This window comes from Streptomyces sp. NPDC055099 (assembly GCF_053607685.1).
In genome coordinates this window covers 402849-419279 of the sequence record NZ_JBSGUA010000005.1, presented here as the reverse complement: position 1 = coordinate 419279, position 16431 = coordinate 402849, and the positions used below count along the sequence as shown (strand labels likewise).

Sequence of the window (16431 nt, the reverse complement as noted above, 5' to 3'; positions counted from 1 at the left end):
CTGTGATCCCTTCACGGGTTCACGAGGCCCCGCCCGTCAGACCCTACGGGTTCACGAGGCGCCGCCCGTCAGCCCCTCGAAGCGCGGTTGCCCCGGAACCGACGTCAGGCGCCGCCGCGGGCGCCCCGCACGCATCCCGTACAGCAGCTCGAGGAGGTCCTCCCGCAGCCACTCCTCGAAGACCGGGGCCTCCGTCTCCGTCCCCGCCACGACCGCGAACTGCGTCCCCTGGCACCAGGCGATCAGCGAGCGCGCCTGTCGGTCGGGGTCAGGGAATCCGAGCCCGGACATGATCGCCGCCATCTGCTCCCGGAAACGCAGCCCCGCGATGTCATAGGCCGCTCGCAGCTCCGGCCGCCGCCCGGCTTCGAGCGCCAACTCCATGCGCGCGCGGGTGAGTTGAGCCCCTTCGGTGACGGAACGCCGCATCACCCGGGCAAGCTCCGAGGCGAGCCCTTCCACCCCCGTGCCATGCGGCTCCCCGAGGCCCGGCTCCGACTCCCGCTCGGCGAGCCGCCGCACCGCGGCCGCCAGGAGCGCGGCCCGGGTACGCGCGTGATTGGAGGTCGCCCCCTGAGGAAGCCCGGCGGCCTCGTCCACCGCCCGATGGGTCAGCCCGCGCGCACCGCGCTCGGCGAGCAGGGCCAGGGCGGTGTCGGCTATCAGGTCGGCACGCGTACGGGGGCTCGGCATCTCCGTAATGTATCCACGGCGTCGGGGGCCGGGAATATTGCGGTGCGGGGGAGGACGGGGGCTGCGAGACTCGGGCCACCGAATGACCGGGCGCCCGAGCGACCGAGCGACCGAACGACGACCGAGTGAGGGGGCAGGGCCATGCGTCACCGCACAGCTGCCCGCCCTCCCCGGACACGGTTCGACGTGATCCTGGTGTCTTCGCGCGTGCGGTGCCGGCTGCGCGGCCGTCACTGAATCTCCGCGGCGAGCACTCGAGTCAGGCCAAGGCCACTGAGGCCGGACCTCTTCTTTGACTGCCCCCTGCTCGGCCCGCCCATGAATCGCGCTGCCCGCTCACACGCGACGAAAGACGAAAAGACAAAGGGCCATGCGCACCAACACCAACACCAACACCACAACCACCACACCCGCCACCGCTGTCCGCAATCTCGGCATCCTCGCCCACGTGGACGCGGGCAAGACGACCGTCACCGAACGGATCCTGTTTCTGACCGGCGCCACCCACAAGAGAGGTGAGGTCCATGACGGCACGACTGTCACCGACTTCGACGCGCAGGAACGCGACCGCGGGATCACCATCTTCGCGGCAGCGGTCAGCTGCGCCTGGGACGGCCACCGGATCAACCTGATCGACACCCCGGGGCACGTCGACTTCGCGGACGAGGTGGAGCGTTCGCTGCGGGTGCTCGACGGTGCGGTGGCGGTGTTCGACGCCGTCGCGGGCGTGGAGCCGCAGAGCGAGTCGGTGTGGCGGCAGGCGGACCGGTACGACGTGCCGCGCATCGCGTTCGTCAACAAGCTGGACCGGATGGGCGCGGACCTCGACACGGCGGTCGCGTCGATCAGGGAACGCCTGCACACGGTCCCGCTGGTGGTGCAGTTGCCGATCGGCCGGGAGGACGAGTTCACCGGGGTGGTGGACCTGCTGCGCATGCGCGCACTGCTCTGGCACCCGGGCAAGGACACGTACGAGACGTCGAAGATCCCCGAGTCTTTGACTGCCCAAGCACACGCACTCAGAGGGGAGTTGGAGGAGCGAGTGGCGGAGCTGCACGCGACGGCGATGGAGGAATACATCGGGACGTCCATGCTCACCACCGCCACCCTGACGGCGGCGCTGCGCGACCTCACCCTGAGCGGTGAGGGCGTGGTGGTGCTGTGTGGTTCGGCGTACCGCAACCGCGGCATCGAACCACTCCTGGAGGCCGTCGTGTCCTACTTGCCGTCGCCGCGGGACGTCCCGGCGGTGCGCGGCACGCTGGGCGACACGGTGCAGGAGCGACCCGCTGATCCGGCGACGCCCTTCGCGGGCCTGGCCTTCAAGGTGACCGCCACGGCGACAGGACGGCTCACGTACGTACGCGTGTACTCGGGAACGATCACGAAGGGAGAGACAGTGATGGACGCGGGCACGGGCCGCACGGAGCGGATCGGCCGGGTTCTGCGCGTGCAGGCGGACCGCCACGCGGAGCTGGAGCGGGCGACGGCCGGGGACATCGTGGCCGTGGTGGGCCTGAAGACGGCCCGCGCCGGCACCACGCTGTGCTCCCCCGCGGCACCACTGGTCCTGGAACCGCCGGCGGTGGCGGCTTCGGTGGTCTCGGTGGCGGTGGAGGCACGCAGGAGCGTGGACACGGGACGCCTGTCGTCGGCCCTCGCCCGCCTGGTGGAGGAGGACCCGTCGCTGGCGGTACGGGTCGATCGAGAGACGGGCCAGACGGTGCTCTCCGGCATGGGTGAGCTGCACCTGGAGGTCGCGGTGGAGAAGGTCCGCCGTGCTCACGGCATCGAGGTCGACGTGGGCCGCCCGCAGGTGGCGTACCGCGAGACGGTCGTGCGCGGGGTGACGGGCCTGGTGTACCGGCACGTCAAACAGGACGGAGGAGCAGGCCAGTTCGCGCACGTGGTCCTGAACGTAGAACCACTGGAGGTGGTCCCGGGCCCGAAACCCACCTTCGCCTTCTCCTCGACAGTGACCGGCGGCAGGGTCCCTCCGGAGTACATCCGCGCGGTGGAGGCCGGCTGCAGGGACGCGCTCATGGAGGGCCCGCTGGGCGGCCACCCGGTGACGGGCGTACGGGTCACGCTGACGGACGGCGCAACGCACTCCAAGGACTCTTCGGAAATGGCATTCCGCACGGCAGGCAGATTCGCACTACGCACGGCTTTGAGGGAGGCAACAATGCAACTACTCGAACCAGTGGCGGAACTGACGGCAACGGTGCCGGAGGACGCGATGGGCGGAGTACTGGGCGACTTGGCAGCCCGCCGAGCCCGAGTAACAAACTCCACCACCCGCTCCGGCACGACCACACTCACGGCAATGGTCCCCCTGTCCGAACTCTTCGGCTACGCAACCCGCTTGCGAAGCCGAACCCAGGGCAGAGGCACGTTCTCCTCACGGGCTGTGGGGTATGTGGGGGTGCCGGCGGGGGTTTCGGAGGGCGTGCTGGGCCGGTAGCTCGGTAGATGGGGAGTCCGCTCCACACCCAGCGGACGCGGCCACCCCTGTGTTTCCCTCCACCGGATCTCATCCGGTGGAGGGAAGCCGTGCGAGCTTCGAGAAGCTGACGCGGACCCACCGGCGACTTCGCGCCACAACGGACTTAACACGTTGCGCCTGCAACGTGCCGTGGGACAGTATGTTCGATACGCTTACGTGGCGTGAGTGACGCATGCGCCTGCTGTGACCGGCAACCAGAGGCAGTGCGCACATAGTTGGCGAGTTACGGGGGTGGACTCATGAAGTTCGACATGGGAGACACGACTCTCGCGGTGCTGGGGAAGAACACCGTGGGGTCCAGCGACGATCTCGGGACGCTGATCAGCCTGCTGGTGCAGGCGGCCGAGCCGCTGGAGGGCAAGTTCAACGGGGCGGGCAAGGCGACCTTCGACTCGTTCAAGCTGCGCGCGGACGAGATCACCTCGGATCTGAACGGGGCGCTGTCCTCGATCCTGGGCGGCCAGGCGGGCATGGACACCGCGTTCGGCTCCGGTGACCAGGAGCAGTCCGACAACGCGCACCAGAACATGGGCGCGGCCAACTTCGACGGCGCCCGCTTCTCCGGCTGATTCGTCCGGCTCGCACACCAACCACTTCGTTCCCAGGGGGATCTTCGTCATGGCTGGAAACCAGGACCGCCGCTCCTACGACACCGGCGCCTCATCGGACGTGCAGGGCGGCCTGCAGATCATCATCGGCCAGCTAGAGCGGGTCCTCGGCGACCGCGACCGCGCCGTGAAAGCCGCGATGGCCGACTACCAGGCCGACGGCGTCTCGGACGACTACCACGGCAAGGAAGTCCGCTGGAACAAGGCGGCCAACGAGGTCCGCGAAATCATCCGCCTCGTCCGCACCACGCTGGAACAGAACGACGGCACCGCCCAGTCGACGCTCGCGCGGGCGCGCGCGGCGGTCGACAACATCGGCTGACGTACGACGGCACTGAGCGGCTGAGCTGCATTCACGGGGATCAGTAGGGGGTTTGGCATGCCTGCGTGGGACATTTCACCGTCCGGGGTGGATTCGGTGACGTCGCTGGTGGGGCTGGCGATGGACGACTTGGCCAAGGACGTCAAGGCGTACGGGACTCACGCCGAAAGTGCGGCCACCTCGGCCGGCACCATCAGCTCGGGGTACTGCGGTGACGTGCCCGTCGGGCCGATCGGCGTGGCACTGGCGCTGTTCGTGGACAAGTCCGCGGAGGATGCTCTCTTTCCCGGCGCTCGGGCCGCGAAGTCGGTGAACGGAGCGATCGAGGCGACCAACCACTACGTGCAAGGGGACCTGGAGCAGGCCGCGACCGCACAGCGCAACGCGGAGAAGGCCCCGGACATGAAGGCCATCCTCGCCGACGCCCGCAGGAAGGGCGCCGACAAGTGAAGATGATCGAGCCGGGTGGCATACCGCAGTTCATCGGCAACTTCGAGCAACTGGACAAGGACGTCTCCGCGCTGCGCAGCGACGCCATCGGCATCCGCAACGGCGGGGCCGACGTGCACTCCCGGTTCCAGATGCTGGGGGCGTACTACACCGCGCCGGAGGCCGACGATCTGTTCGCCTCCACTCAGCCGGTGATGGACAGGGCCGACTCCTTCGCCGCGGATCTGGAGACGGTGGCCGACGCCCTTGACACCTTCTCCAGCGAGGCGCGCCCGCTGGCCGAGCGCCTGAAGACGCTGGAGGCGGATGCCAGGAAGTTCGTCGCCAGCGTCGAGGGCGACGACGACTGGCACTACGACGACGAGAAGACCGACCGCAACAACGAGCTGGTGGACGACGTCGCCGTCACCAAGGCCGCCTTCGAGGAGGCCGAGCGTCGGGCCGCGAACAAGATCTCGGCGATCGTGAACGGCCCGAAGTTCATCGAGGACGACGGCAGCCACAAGGCGACGAAGAAGACCGTGATGTACGGCTACGACGCCGACCTCCTCAAGCAGGCCAAGGAAACGCCCTGGGGCAGTCACGTCAGCGAGTCCGTCCACGCGTGGGAGGTCCACCGGCACATCAAGCACTACGTCTGGGACGGCTTCATCGTCGGCGGCGGCGGAGCCGCCCTCGAAGGCCTGGGCCACCTGGTCGGCATCGGGGGTTCGGCCAAGGACGCCTGGAGCGGTCTGGCCGACGTGTTCGGCGGCATCGGCCAGTACACGATGACGCCTTACGACTGGGTCATGGACCACACGATCGGCCCGGACGAGGAAAGCGCCGACGAGAAGCGGCAGAAGACGGCTGCCCGCGAGTTCGGCAAAGCCATGGTCGCGTGGGACCAGTGGGAGGAGCACCCCGTCCAGGCCGCGGGGACCGCGACCTTCAACTTCCTCACCATCGGGGTTGGCCCCCTGAGTGCCATCGCCAAGGGCGGCAGGGCCGGAGCGGCGTCCAAGGCCGCCGGCGTCGCGGCGAAGATCGGCACCTACGCCGACCCGCTCTCGGCCGGGCTCACGGTGGGCGGCAAGGCGTTCAGCAAGCTGCCCAGCATCGCCGACCTCACCGCCCGCGTCCGAACCGGCACCGACGCCACGCCGGAACTGCAACGCATCCACAGCGACCTGGAGTTCGACGGCTCCAGGGTCCGCGTCGAGGACGGCAAGTTCATCCGTCTCGACGCCGAGGGCAAGCCCATCGAGGACACGGCTCCGGTCGAGAAGTCGGCCACGGAGCGTGCAGTTCCGGAGAAGGAGCCTTCCCAGCGCAAGCCCGCCCTGGTCGGCGCCGGGGTCCGGGCTCCCGAAGGCAGCACCCGCGCGGGGGAACACCTTCCGCCGCAAGCCAGCCACGGGCCTTCTGCTGGCAGAGGCGACGCTGATTCGCCACGAGGTGCTGGCCACAACGATGTCGGAGGCTCGAACGGGTCCCGAGGCAGCATCGGGTCCGGCCCGAGCGGGGCCATCGGCGCTGGGAGCAGCAGGGGAGCGGGAGATGTACCGGGCCCACGAACAAGCGGAGGGTCCGGACCGGATGGATTGCCGGGCCGCGGCGCCGCCGATGAGTCCCTGCCGACGGGCGGGGACTGGTATGACCACCTCGACCCTCATCAGATCAAGGACGTGCAGGTATACCGGGCGAATCACGAACCCGGCTACCGCCAGCAGTACTACCAGAAGAACGGACAGCGCCTACGTGTAGCCATCCCCGACGAGAGCGGATTTGCGCCACCTCAACTGATCGAGGACCCGAATCGCCCAGGGGCCTGGATCGCGGCCAGCGACAAGGCCCCGGCGATTCCGGAGAAGTACGTCCCTGGCAGCAAGGTCGAACGAGGACCTGAGACTGTGCGTACGCGGGATGATCTCGACACCATCAGCGGTAAGGCGGCGCGGCGGCACGCCTCGGTCACGGCAGACAATGCGTGGCACGATCCAGTAAAGGACGCGAAGGCTGCTTACAAGGCTGACCCCACGCCGGAGAATCTCCAGGCATATAAAGAAATCAAGGGCGAGCATGCGCCGTTCCACAGGGCCATGAGCGAGGACAGTGAAGCATTCGGCGAAGCCATTGCGCGGCATCATGTCATCCCTGAGCACTACCGTGGGGCGCAGATGGAGGACCTGGCAGGACCCAAGAACGGGAACGACCAGTTCGATCAACTGTGGAGCTTGATAGACGAGAGCGGCAAGAAAAAGTTCATCGTCATCGAGTCCAAGAGCACCACAACAACGCAACTCGGGAAACGAGAGCTACCAAGCGGCTTCGACGCCCGCCAGGGCTCAAAGGAATACTTCCTGGACATCATGCGAGAAATGCGGCAACGCAGTCTTGACGCTAGCTACCCGAAAGAGGTTCGCCTCAACGAGAAACGTCTCTACAGAGAACTGAGCAAGGCACTAAAGGAGGGGAATGTTGAGTATATACTGGTGAAGGGGAAGGTGACGTCGACAGGCGAGTACGCTGGATACCAAAAGTGGAACTTCGATATCAGCTAGGAAGGGCCAGCGGTGAGTACGACAGTGGACCGGCATGACAGGCCGGGCGCCCTAGATGAGGCCGACGTCCAAGAGCTGGCCGAGGATCTGGAAGACAGCGTTCAAAACCTCGACAGGGCAGCCGCCGTCTTCGGACTTGCCCTGAACGAAGCTCTGATGCAGTTTCAAGCCAGGCTCACCCTTGATCCGAAGGCGTCTGAATTGGCGACGTGGCGGGCAACCGTGTCGGCCATGCAGGTCGGATCAGCGGCTTTCGCCGCCGCAGCGGCAACCGACGGAACTGTGGAGTGCCGGATCATCGACGAGATGCATACCGTCCCCGCGACAGGACCGCAATTCTACGCCAACGCAGGCAATTGGCTCACTGCCTTCTGGTTCACGATTATTTGCCGTGACCAGACCCGCATGACACAGATGTGTGAAGTCCCCTTGGAAGTTCTCCGAGCATCTGGCGCACATGGTGACGAGTACGTCTACGACTGGGTCGACGCCCTGCAGTCTTATTGGCTCGAGCGGCCAGGACTGGTGGACAAACTGGCTGCCGCAATCGACAATTCGCATCCGGAAACCGCGACGATCGCCTCTCGGGATCTTCTCCAGAACATTCTGTATCAACCGATCAACCTCTTCTACCAGTTCCTCCGCAAGGACCATGAGGCCTTCAACTCGGCTCTGATCGAGGCACTGCAACTCCACAAGACCTACTGGACTTCTGACGAGAAACGGACGACCGACCTCGCCGGAGCAGTTGCCCTCGGCCCACTGGCCATCGCGTGCCTGGCCTACGATGCGGGATTCCCGATCGACGTGACGTCGGACTACCTGCCAAAACATCTCCTCGAACGCGAATGGGTTGGCGAGTTCGAGGCGTGAGAGAGCTCTCACGAATTACAGAGCTCTACGACTGGTACGGCTAGGAGCAGGCGGGTGGCAGCCCAGGATTACGACAGTCAGTTGCTGGAGTCGGTGTCGGTTCGGCGGCGGCGTCTGCGGGATGCCCTGTTGTTCGGGGCGCAGCGGCAGCGGCGGACCGTCGATGAGCGGTTGGGGAAGGTGTTCGCCGGGGTGGTGATCGCGGCGGTCCTGTGTGCCGGGTGCGTGGGGTGGTCGTTCATCTCGAACCGGCTCATCGGCAAGAGCCCTTACAGCTCCTCCGTGCCCTCTTCCACGCCGTCGGCTCCCTCCCCTTCGCCCTCCATAACCCCTTCTTCTCGATGATAGGTTCGAACGCGTGATATCTGCGGGGCCGTTGAGCCGCACGAGCGGTACGAGTCGTACCGCCTTGAGCCGAGTCACCCTGATCGGTGAGCAGCGCCGCGTCGATCTCGTGCTTCCCTCGCAGGAGCCCATCGGGCTGCTGCTTCCCGAAGTCATGCGGCTGCTCGGTGATCAGACGAGGGCCCGGCCCATGTTGCGGCACCTCGTCACCGCGGACGGTTCCGCGCTGGCTCACGACAGCACCCTGGAGTCCGCCGGTGTCTCCGACGGCGCCGTACTGCGGCTGGTGCGCGTCGAGGATGCCCCGTCCGCCCCCGTGGTGCATGACGTCACCGATGAAGCCGCCGACGATCTGGATGTGCGGGCCTGGCGATGGCGGCCCGCGGCCCGGCGGGTCGTGGCGGGTCTTGCCACTGTGTTCTGGGTGGTCGTGGCGGGGGTGCTGGCCGCCCGCGAGTTCGAGTTGGCGGCGACGGGCCAGGCTCTGGTGGCTTCAGCCGGGGTTCTCGGCCTTGCCGGGATTCTCCTCGGGTGGCGCAAGCAGCACGGCCTCGCCACCACGTTGATCGTGGCCGCGGGTGCGCTGGGGGCTCTCGGAACGTTGACGTCGGGCGACGCGTATGCCTGGGGAGGCCCGGCGCTGTTGGCCGGCCTCGCCCTCGATGCCGTCCTCGTGCTGCTGCTTCTCGGGTGGTTCTCGCCGTTGGGGCGGGGTGCGCTGATCGGCGCCGTGGCCGCCCTGGGGTGTCTGGTTCTGTGGGAAGCCGCCTTCGCGCTGCAGGACGGTGCGCAGACCGGGGTCGAGCAGGCTCGGGTGGGGGCGTTGCTCGCTGTCGTGTCCGTGGTCGTGCTGGGGGTGTTGCCGCGGCTGGCCCTGATGGCGTCCGGGCTGTCGGGGCTCGACGACCGGCGTACCGGTGGGGCTTCAGTGAGCCGGTACCAGGTGGGAACGGCGTTGACCGCGACCCACCGTGGCCTGGCGCTGGCCACCCTCGTGTTGGCCGCATCTGCCGCAGCCGCAGGAGTCATGGTGCTGCGTGCGCCCACGGTGTGGACCGTCCTGGTGGCCGCCGTCACCGCCGTCGTCCTTGCGCTGCGGGCGCGCGCCTATCCGCTCGTCGCCGAGGTGGTGGGGTTGTTCGTCGCCTCTGCCGTCGTCGTGGTGACGCTGGTCGTGGTGTGGATGGCACGGTCGGCCGCTGGAGGGCCGCTGGCCCTGCTCGTCGTACTGGCCCTGGTACCGCTGGTGGTTCTTGCCGTGCAGCCCGCCGAGCATGTGCGGGTGCGGCTCCGACGCGTCGGTGACCTGCTGGAGTCCGTCGGAGTCATCGCCCTGCTGCCGCTGGTCATCGGGGTGTTCGGTGTGTACGGGCGACTGCTCGACACCTTCGCGTAGGGGTGCGGCATGGCTCAGGAAAGTGATTGGCAGCGTGACGTGCTGAGGGAGTTGGATGCCGCTCCCGCGGAGCCCGTGGCCGCGCCGCGCCCAGCACCCCCGGAGCAGCCGTCGCCCCCCACGCCGGCACCCCGTCCGTCGGCAGCCGCCCGGCCCGCCGCCCGCGACCCTCGCCTTCCTCTGCCCACCCCCGAGTCCGTACCCACCGTCGATCCACGCCTCGCCCGCGCCCTGGGCGCCCCCCAGCACGGAGACTCCGCAGTGCGCCGCACCGGACGCTCGCTGCGCAAGCTGACCGCGTCGGCCGGGCAGGAAGTAGTGGAACAGACGCGGCTCGCCCGCGAAGTGCAGCAACCTGTCACCACCGGTCGCGTCATCGCGGTGACCTCCATCCGCGGTGGCGTCGGCAAGTCCACGGTTTCCGCACTGCTCGCCCGGACGTTCAATCACTACCGGCACGACCCCGTCCTCGCCCTCGAAGCCGACGCCGCGCTCGGCACCCTTCCCGTGCGGCTCGGCGCGGAAGCGGTGCGCTGGGCGTGCGCGGACCTGGCCCAGATTCTGAGCCCGGCGATGCAGCTCACCGACGTCACCGGCTACCTGGTGCCGGTTGCCGACGGCGGATGGCTGCTGCCGGCCGGCCAGGGACGTGTCGGCGCCCCGCTCGACGTACCCACCTACCGCACCGTCACCCTCGCGCTGCGCCGCTACTTCGCGGTGTCGGTGGTCGACTGCGAGACGCTGCCCGGCGAGGTGGCGCGTACCGCGATGGACACCGCCCATGCCCGCGTCGTCGTCGCCCCGATGACCGCCGAAGGGGTCAACGGCACCCGCATGGTCCTGGACTGGCTGGCCCAGCTGCCGCACTCGGCCCTGGCCACCACCGTGGTCGCCCTCTCCGCCAACTCCCCCGACGCGACCCTCGACTTGAAGACGGCCGCCGCGCACCTGCGCGAGACCGGAGCTGCCGTAGTGCCGCTCCCCTACGACCGTCATCTGGCCCAAGGAGGCCCCATCCACACCGGCATGCTCAGCCAGAGCTCCCGCGACGCCGCCGTCCGACTGGCCGCCGAGGCGATGCAGCGGGCGGTGCGGGTTCGATGACCCAACAGCTCATACACCGCCCGGCCCGCTCCACGCGGCCCGCGGCCGCCGCCCCGGAACGCACCATCGAGCCGCCCCCGAACCTGCCCGAGGGCAAGATGGGCAACGCGGCCACCGCACTGCTCCCGATGGCCGGCGTCATGGGCTCGGTCGTCATGATGACGGTCATCCGCAACAGCCAGTTCGCCGCCATCGGCGCGATCGTTCTCGTCTTCGCCCTGCTGGGTGCGGTAGCCCTGTTCCTGTCCCAGCGCGGCAAGGCCCAGCGCACTCGGCGTACGCAGCGCGAGCGCTATCTGGAGTACGTCGAGGAACAGCGCGAGGAACTCGGCGCCACCGAGCGGGAGCTGCGACGGCAGGCACGCATCCTCAATCCACCGCCGGCCGCGCTGTACGACCTGGTGCGTGACCCGGCCCGGCTGTGGGAGCGGCGCCGCCTGGACGCGGACTTCCTGCGGGTGCGGCTCGGTACCGGCGACGTACCCGTGCAGGGACTTGCGATCGGCCAGAACCAGGGCAGCGGCGTACTGACCCCGCCCGACCCGTTCATGCTGAACGAAGCACGCGCGCTGCAGCACCGCTTCACCACCGCCACCGACTTCCCGCTGACGGCACCGCTGGACCGGGCGGGCAACGTCAGCATCATCGGTGACCGGGACGGCGTACTGCGCGTGGCCCGCGCCCTGCTGATCCAGACCGCGGTGACGCACGCACCCGACGACGTCGCCATCGCCCTTGGTGTGCCGGGCGAACGCCTGGAGGAGTGGGAGTGGGCCAAATGGCTGCCCCACGTCCTCGACACCCAGCAGGACGACGGGCCGGTCGCCGCCCGACGCATCGCGCCGGACCTCACGCAGCTCGCCCGGCAGTGCGCCCCCGACCTGCGACGCCGCTCCGCCTACGCGGCCGAAGTACGCCGCGGCCTGTCCGACCGCAACGCCCTGCGGATGAACGACCGGCTCCTGGTCGTCAGCGACTGCCATGGGAGCACGGCCACTGAACTCCCCCGCCCCGATACGGCCGTTGATCTCACCGGGATGGGTGTGACCGTGCTCCACCTGCTGGAGCAGCAGGTGCACGAACCGGACCAGGTGAGTGTGCGGATCACGGTCGACGGCGACCAGGTGAGTGTCGAAGACCTGCGTGCCCCGGACGCGCTTCCCGGCCACGGCACCGCGGACGCGGTGGGCATCGCGGGGGCCGAGGGTCTGGCCCGCATGCTCGCCCCGCTGCGGCTCTCCGCCGAGTCCGCCGCCGAGGGCACCCCCATCTCCGGCCCCGTCGACTTCCCCACCCTCCTCGGCGTCGACGACCCCGCAGCGCTTGATCTGAAGAAGCTCTGGTCACCCCGCGGCGAACGCGACTTCCTGCGCGTACCCATCGGCCTCAACGACCGTCACGAGCCGGTCCTGTTGGACCTCAAGGAGTCCTCCGAGCTGGGCATGGGCCCGCACGGACTGTGCGTCGGCGCCACCGGCTCCGGCAAGAGCGAACTCCTGCGTACCCTGGTCCTGGCCCTGGTCGCCACCCACTCCCCCGAAGACCTGGCACTGGTCCTGGTCGACTACAAGGGCGGCGCCACCTTCGCCCCGTTCACCGACCTCCCGCACGTCGCCGGTGTCATCACCAACCTGGAGAACCAGGCAGGGCTCGTCGAACGCGTCCACACCAGCCTCGCCGGCGAGGTCAAGCGCCGCCAGCAGGTCCTCAAGGACGCCGGGAACGTCGCCGACATCGGCCACTATGCCGCCCTGCGCGCCAAACACCCCGAGCTCGGCCTGGAGGCCCTGCCGCACCTGTTCGTCGTCATCGACGAGTTCGGTGAACTCCTCACCGCCAAACCGGACTTCATCGACCTGTTCCTGTCGATCGGCCGCATCGGCCGCTCCATCGGAGTGCACCTGCTGCTCTCCAGCCAGCGCATCGAATCCGGCAAGCTCAAGGGCCTGGAGACCTACCTCTCCTACCGCCTTGGCCTGCGTACCTTCTCCGCCGACGAGTCACGCACCGTCCTGGACACCGTGGACGCCTTCCAGCTGCCGCCGCTGCCGGGCTTCGGCTACCTCAAGGTGGACACATCGACGTACGAACGCTTCAAGGCGGGCTACGTCTCCGGCGCGCACCGCGGCCCCACCCGCCGGGACCAGGCCGTTGACGAGCCTCTCGCCTGGACGTATCCCACCTACAACACTGGCCGGGACGACACCCCGAACGCCCCCGAGGAACCCGCGATGCGCGAGCGGGAGACCGGGCCGACCGTGCTGAGCGCCATGGTCGACCAGCTGTGCACCGCCGCCCCGCCCGTGCGCCGCATCTGGCTGCCGCCGCTGCCCGACGCGATCTCGCTCGATGTCGCCACCGGGCCCGTGCAGGCCTCGGAGCGCGGTCTGCACCTCGCCACCGGCGCGGGCGCCATGCAGGTACCTCTGGGCGTCCTCGACGACCCGGCCAAGCAGTGGCAGACGCCCTGGGTCCTGGATCTGACCGTCGCCGGCGGACACACCGCCGTCATCGGCGGCCCGCAGTCGGGCAAGACCACGCTGCTGCGCACCCTCGCGCTCTCCCTGGCCCTGACCCACACCCCCGCGGACGTCGCCGTGTACGGCCTGGACCTGGTCGGCGGCGGGCTCTCCGCGCTGGCCGGGCTGCCGCACGTGGGTGGCATCGCGGGGCGCGCCGACCACGAGCGCGCGGCCCGCACCGTCGCCGAGGTCCGCGCCCAACTCGCCCTGCGCGAAGAACTCTTCCGCGAGTACGGCATCGACTCCGTCGACCAGCTGCGCCACCTGCGCGCCCAGGGCAGGCTGGCCGAGCTGGGCTCCACCGACATCGTGCTGCTCATCGACGGCTTCGGCGCCCTCCGCGACGAGTTCTCCGAACTCGACGACACCGTCGCCGACCTCCTCAAACGAGGCAGCGGTTACGGCATCCACATCGTGGCGGGCATGCTGCGCTGGAACGACGTACGCATCGCCACCCAGTCCATGTTCGGCACCCGCGTCGAACTGCGCCTCAACGACCCCTCCGACTCCAGCGTCGACCGCAAGCTGTCCGAGACACTGACCGCCGACACCCCCGGCCGGGTCCTGACCGCCGACAAGCTCTTCGCCCAGACCGCCCTGCCCCGCATCGACGGCCAACCCTCCACCGGCGACCTGGGCCCCGCCCTGGAACGCGCCACCCGCACCCTGCGCGCCAGCTGGCACGGCGAACTCGCTGCCCCCGTGAGGGTATTGCCCACTGCCCTGCCCGCCGCCAAGCTGCCCACGCTCACCGCCGAACCCTCGCGCATCCCCCTCGGTGTCGACCAGGACAACCTCGCCCCCGCGCTCCTGGACCTGACCGGGCAGGACCAGCACCTGCTGATCCTCGGCGACAACGAATGCGGCAAGACCAACCTGCTCAAGCTCATCACCCAGCAGCTCGTCGACCGCCACAGCGACAAGGATCTGGTCTTCGGCGTCTTCGACCCGCGCCGCGGCCTGCGCGGCGTCGTCCCCGAGCCTTACCGCGGCGGCTACGCCCACAACGCCAAACTCGCCCAGGCCCTCGCCACCGGCATCGCGGGCGAACTGGAAAAGCGCCTCCCCGAAACCGCCGACCCGGACACCATCACCGACGGGCCCGCCTTCACCGGCCCTCGCATCGTCATCCTCATCGACGACTACGACATCCTCACCACCGCGGGCCAACAACCCCTGGCACCCTTCTTGCCCTACATCTCCTCCGCCCAGGACATCGGCCTGCACTTCATCGTCACCCGCCGCGTCGCCGGCGCCTCCCGCGCCCTGTACGACCCCTTCCTCACCACCCTGCGCGAAACCGGCGCCACCGCCCTGCTCATGACCGGCGACCGCACCGAGGGCCAGCTCTTCCCCGGCCTGTACGCCTCCGCCCAGCCCCCGGGCCGCGGCACCCTGGTCCGCCGGGGCCGCCGCCACCAGCTCATCCAGACCGCCCTCGCCCCTCAGGCCGACGACACCGCGGAGAACGAACACACGTGACCAAGGACGTCATCGCCCTCACGCCCAAGATGCCCGACATCAACACCCTGCTCGCCGGGCTCTTCGCGGGCGGCCCCGGCCTGGGTGTCGATTCCCTGGCCGACGGTGCCGTCGTCCAGCTCTGCGCACCGGGCGGCCGCCCCCTCGTCTCCGTCGAGGCGCCCCTGCTCATCCAGGTGCCCGGCGAGGCGCAACGCCTCCTAGGTGACGCGGTGTCTGCTCCTGACGGGCCGTTCTGGTGGACCGAAGCGCGTGCCTCCACCGCCGTCGAGGAGGGCGAACGCCTCGCCGGCTCGTTCGCCGGGCGCCTGGCCGCCGTGCTAGGCGGCACGGTCTGGCCACCGGAGGCCGCGCACACCGAAGTCGTCCCGCTCACCCCGGAGACCGCCACCGCCACTCCGGCGTCCGTGACGGCACCACCGGCGGTCGACGTCCTCACGGACAAGGCCGCGGTCGTCATCCAGGAACGCCCGGTCGTCGCGATGACCAGCTGGCTCGCCGACGCCCTGCGCACCGCGTCCGCATCCGACCGCGCCCTGCAGATCGTCACCCCTCCCCACGCCTCCCTCACCCTCCCCACCCGCAACGCGCTGAACGGCCACCCCAACCGCTGGGTCGTGCAGGACCCCGATTGTGGCTACTACGACGGCCTGTCCGGAGCCGAACTGCACTGGCAGGAAGGCCATTTCACGCCGGTGAAGTCACCGGACGGGAACATCCGGCTCGCGGAGGCATTCAAGCCCGCACCGGTCTCACCTCCCGCTTCAGACGCCACCGGCGAACGCCAACTGCTCCTCTCCCTCCACACCGCCCACCCCGCCGACGAGGACCTCCTCCTCGGCGGCGCCCTGGAGGCGGCCTGGCAGACCCTCACCGGCGCCCCGCCGACGGGATGGTCCACGGCCGAGCCCATCGCCCTGCCCTGGTCCCCCCGTCAACTCACCGAACTGGCCCGCGCCCGAGCCCAGAGGAACGTCCCGACGTGGCTGACGATCGTGGGCACCCCCGACCGCCCGGCCATCGCCACCACCCGCGTCACCCACACCACGGCGGGCATCGAGGAACACACCACGCTCGCCCTGGGCTACGCGACCGACGAAGCCCCGCCCCTGGACGCCATCGCACCCCTGGCCGAGACCCTGGCGACCGAGCACGGCCTGACCTCCATGCTCGCCACGCTCCGCTCGGCCCGCAGAGACCTCACCGTCCCGCCCCGCTTCGAAGCCCCGCCGATCCCCCTCTCCTTCACCCTGGGATCATCCGACGTGGCCGAGGTCGGCCTCACCCACGCCCAGCACCCGCCTCAGCCCCTCCGCCCCAGCCACCTCGGCTCCCCGGCCCGCCCCGCACTCCACTACACCCTGGGCGACGGCACCGACCCGACCTCCTGGACCACCCTGCAGCAGCTCACCCAGCACCTCGGAGCGGCATAGCCACAGCGGCCCGCGTGCGCCACAGGACACGAAAAAGGGCCACGCCCCAAAAGGCGTGACCCCATCTCACCAGCGCAACGGCTACACGTTGAAGCGGAACTCCACCACAACCAGCCTGACCTGCGGTTATGCGAGCGCATCCCAGCACGGAAAT

Annotated in this window: 12 protein-coding genes; 11 read left to right on the top strand and 1 reads right to left on the bottom strand. The window is 69.2% G+C overall.

Translation table 11 applies throughout. The features are described from left to right. Nucleotides 1-51: 51 nt before the first annotated feature. Entirely contained in the window at nt 52-693 is a 642-nt protein-coding gene (locus tag ACWFRU_RS16360; protein ID WP_453687417.1) for a TetR/AcrR family transcriptional regulator, read from the bottom strand. A gap of 370 nt (nt 694-1063) precedes the next feature. On the opposite strand from ACWFRU_RS16360, the gene fusA reads away from it, so the two are divergent. The 11 genes from fusA (at nt 1064) to ACWFRU_RS16305 (ending at nt 16277) form a co-directional block, all read left to right on the top strand. After that, nucleotides 1064-3157 (top strand): elongation factor G, encoded by a 2094-nt coding sequence (gene fusA / locus ACWFRU_RS16355; protein WP_453687415.1) that lies wholly within the window; start codon nt 1064-1066, stop codon nt 3155-3157. 281 nt (nt 3158-3438) lie between these two features. Continuing rightward, the gene (locus ACWFRU_RS16350) at nt 3439-3768 is read left to right on the top strand and encodes a hypothetical protein (protein ID WP_135335256.1); all 330 of its coding nucleotides are present in this window, start codon (nt 3439-3441) and stop codon (nt 3766-3768) included. A gap of 49 nt (nt 3769-3817) precedes the next feature. Then, on the top strand, nt 3818-4129 hold the full coding sequence (locus tag ACWFRU_RS16345; protein WP_351161619.1) for a pore-forming ESAT-6 family protein: 312 nt from the start codon (nt 3818-3820) through the stop codon (nt 4127-4129). 57 nt (nt 4130-4186) lie between these two features. Further along, entirely contained in the window at nt 4187-4579 is a 393-nt protein-coding gene (locus ACWFRU_RS16340) for a DUF6507 family protein (RefSeq protein WP_453687413.1), read from the top strand. Further along, nucleotides 4576-7122: a hypothetical protein gene (locus ACWFRU_RS16335; RefSeq protein ID WP_453687411.1), complete on the top strand. Its 2547-nt coding sequence runs from the start codon at nt 4576-4578 to the stop codon at nt 7120-7122. The genes ACWFRU_RS16340 and ACWFRU_RS16335 overlap by 4 nt, the downstream gene beginning before the upstream one ends. A 12-nt stretch (nt 7123-7134) precedes the next feature. Further along, the gene (locus ACWFRU_RS16330; protein ID WP_453687409.1) at nt 7135-7995 is read left to right on the top strand and encodes an immunity 49 family protein; all 861 of its coding nucleotides are present in this window, start codon (nt 7135-7137) and stop codon (nt 7993-7995) included. Nucleotides 7996-8049: 54 nt separating this feature from the next. Continuing rightward, on the top strand, nt 8050-8340 hold the full coding sequence (locus tag ACWFRU_RS16325; protein ID WP_453687407.1) for a hypothetical protein: 291 nt from the start codon (nt 8050-8052) through the stop codon (nt 8338-8340). A 64-nt stretch (nt 8341-8404) separates the two neighbouring features. Next, the gene (eccD, locus tag ACWFRU_RS16320) at nt 8405-9736 is read left to right on the top strand and encodes a type VII secretion integral membrane protein EccD (protein ID WP_453687406.1); all 1332 of its coding nucleotides are present in this window, start codon (nt 8405-8407) and stop codon (nt 9734-9736) included. Between the two features lie 9 nt (nt 9737-9745). After that, nucleotides 9746-10840 (top strand): type VII secretion protein, encoded by a 1095-nt coding sequence (locus ACWFRU_RS16315; protein ID WP_453687404.1) that lies wholly within the window; start codon nt 9746-9748, stop codon nt 10838-10840. Next, nucleotides 10837-14844 carry a type VII secretion protein EccCa gene (gene eccCa, locus ACWFRU_RS16310; RefSeq protein ID WP_453687402.1) on the top strand — a complete coding sequence of 1336 codons (4008 nt, stop codon included), beginning with the start codon at nt 10837-10839 and terminating at the stop codon, nt 14842-14844. Before ACWFRU_RS16315 ends, eccCa begins: the two co-directional genes overlap by 4 nt. Beyond that, the gene (locus tag ACWFRU_RS16305) at nt 14841-16277 is read left to right on the top strand and encodes a DUF6177 family protein (protein WP_453687401.1); all 1437 of its coding nucleotides are present in this window, start codon (nt 14841-14843) and stop codon (nt 16275-16277) included. Before eccCa ends, ACWFRU_RS16305 begins: the two co-directional genes overlap by 4 nt. The last annotated feature ends 154 nt before the right edge of the window (nt 16278-16431 follow it).

What these genes read in the sequence shown, in the direction of transcription:
- ACWFRU_RS16360 (WP_453687417.1), bottom strand. Translation starts at nt 693, where the DNA reads ATGCCGAGCCCCCGTACGCGTGCCGACCTGATAGCCGACACCGCCCTG.
- fusA (WP_453687415.1), top strand. Translation starts at nt 1,064, where the DNA reads ATGCGCACCAACACCAACACCAACACCACAACCACCACACCCGCCACC.
- ACWFRU_RS16350 (WP_135335256.1), top strand. Translation starts at nt 3,439, where the DNA reads ATGAAGTTCGACATGGGAGACACGACTCTCGCGGTGCTGGGGAAGAAC.
- ACWFRU_RS16345 (WP_351161619.1), top strand. Translation starts at nt 3,818, where the DNA reads ATGGCTGGAAACCAGGACCGCCGCTCCTACGACACCGGCGCCTCATCG.
- ACWFRU_RS16340 (WP_453687413.1), top strand. Translation starts at nt 4,187, where the DNA reads ATGCCTGCGTGGGACATTTCACCGTCCGGGGTGGATTCGGTGACGTCG.
- ACWFRU_RS16315 (WP_453687404.1), top strand. Translation starts at nt 9,746, where the DNA reads ATGGCTCAGGAAAGTGATTGGCAGCGTGACGTGCTGAGGGAGTTGGAT.
- eccCa (WP_453687402.1), top strand. Translation starts at nt 10,837, where the DNA reads ATGACCCAACAGCTCATACACCGCCCGGCCCGCTCCACGCGGCCCGCG.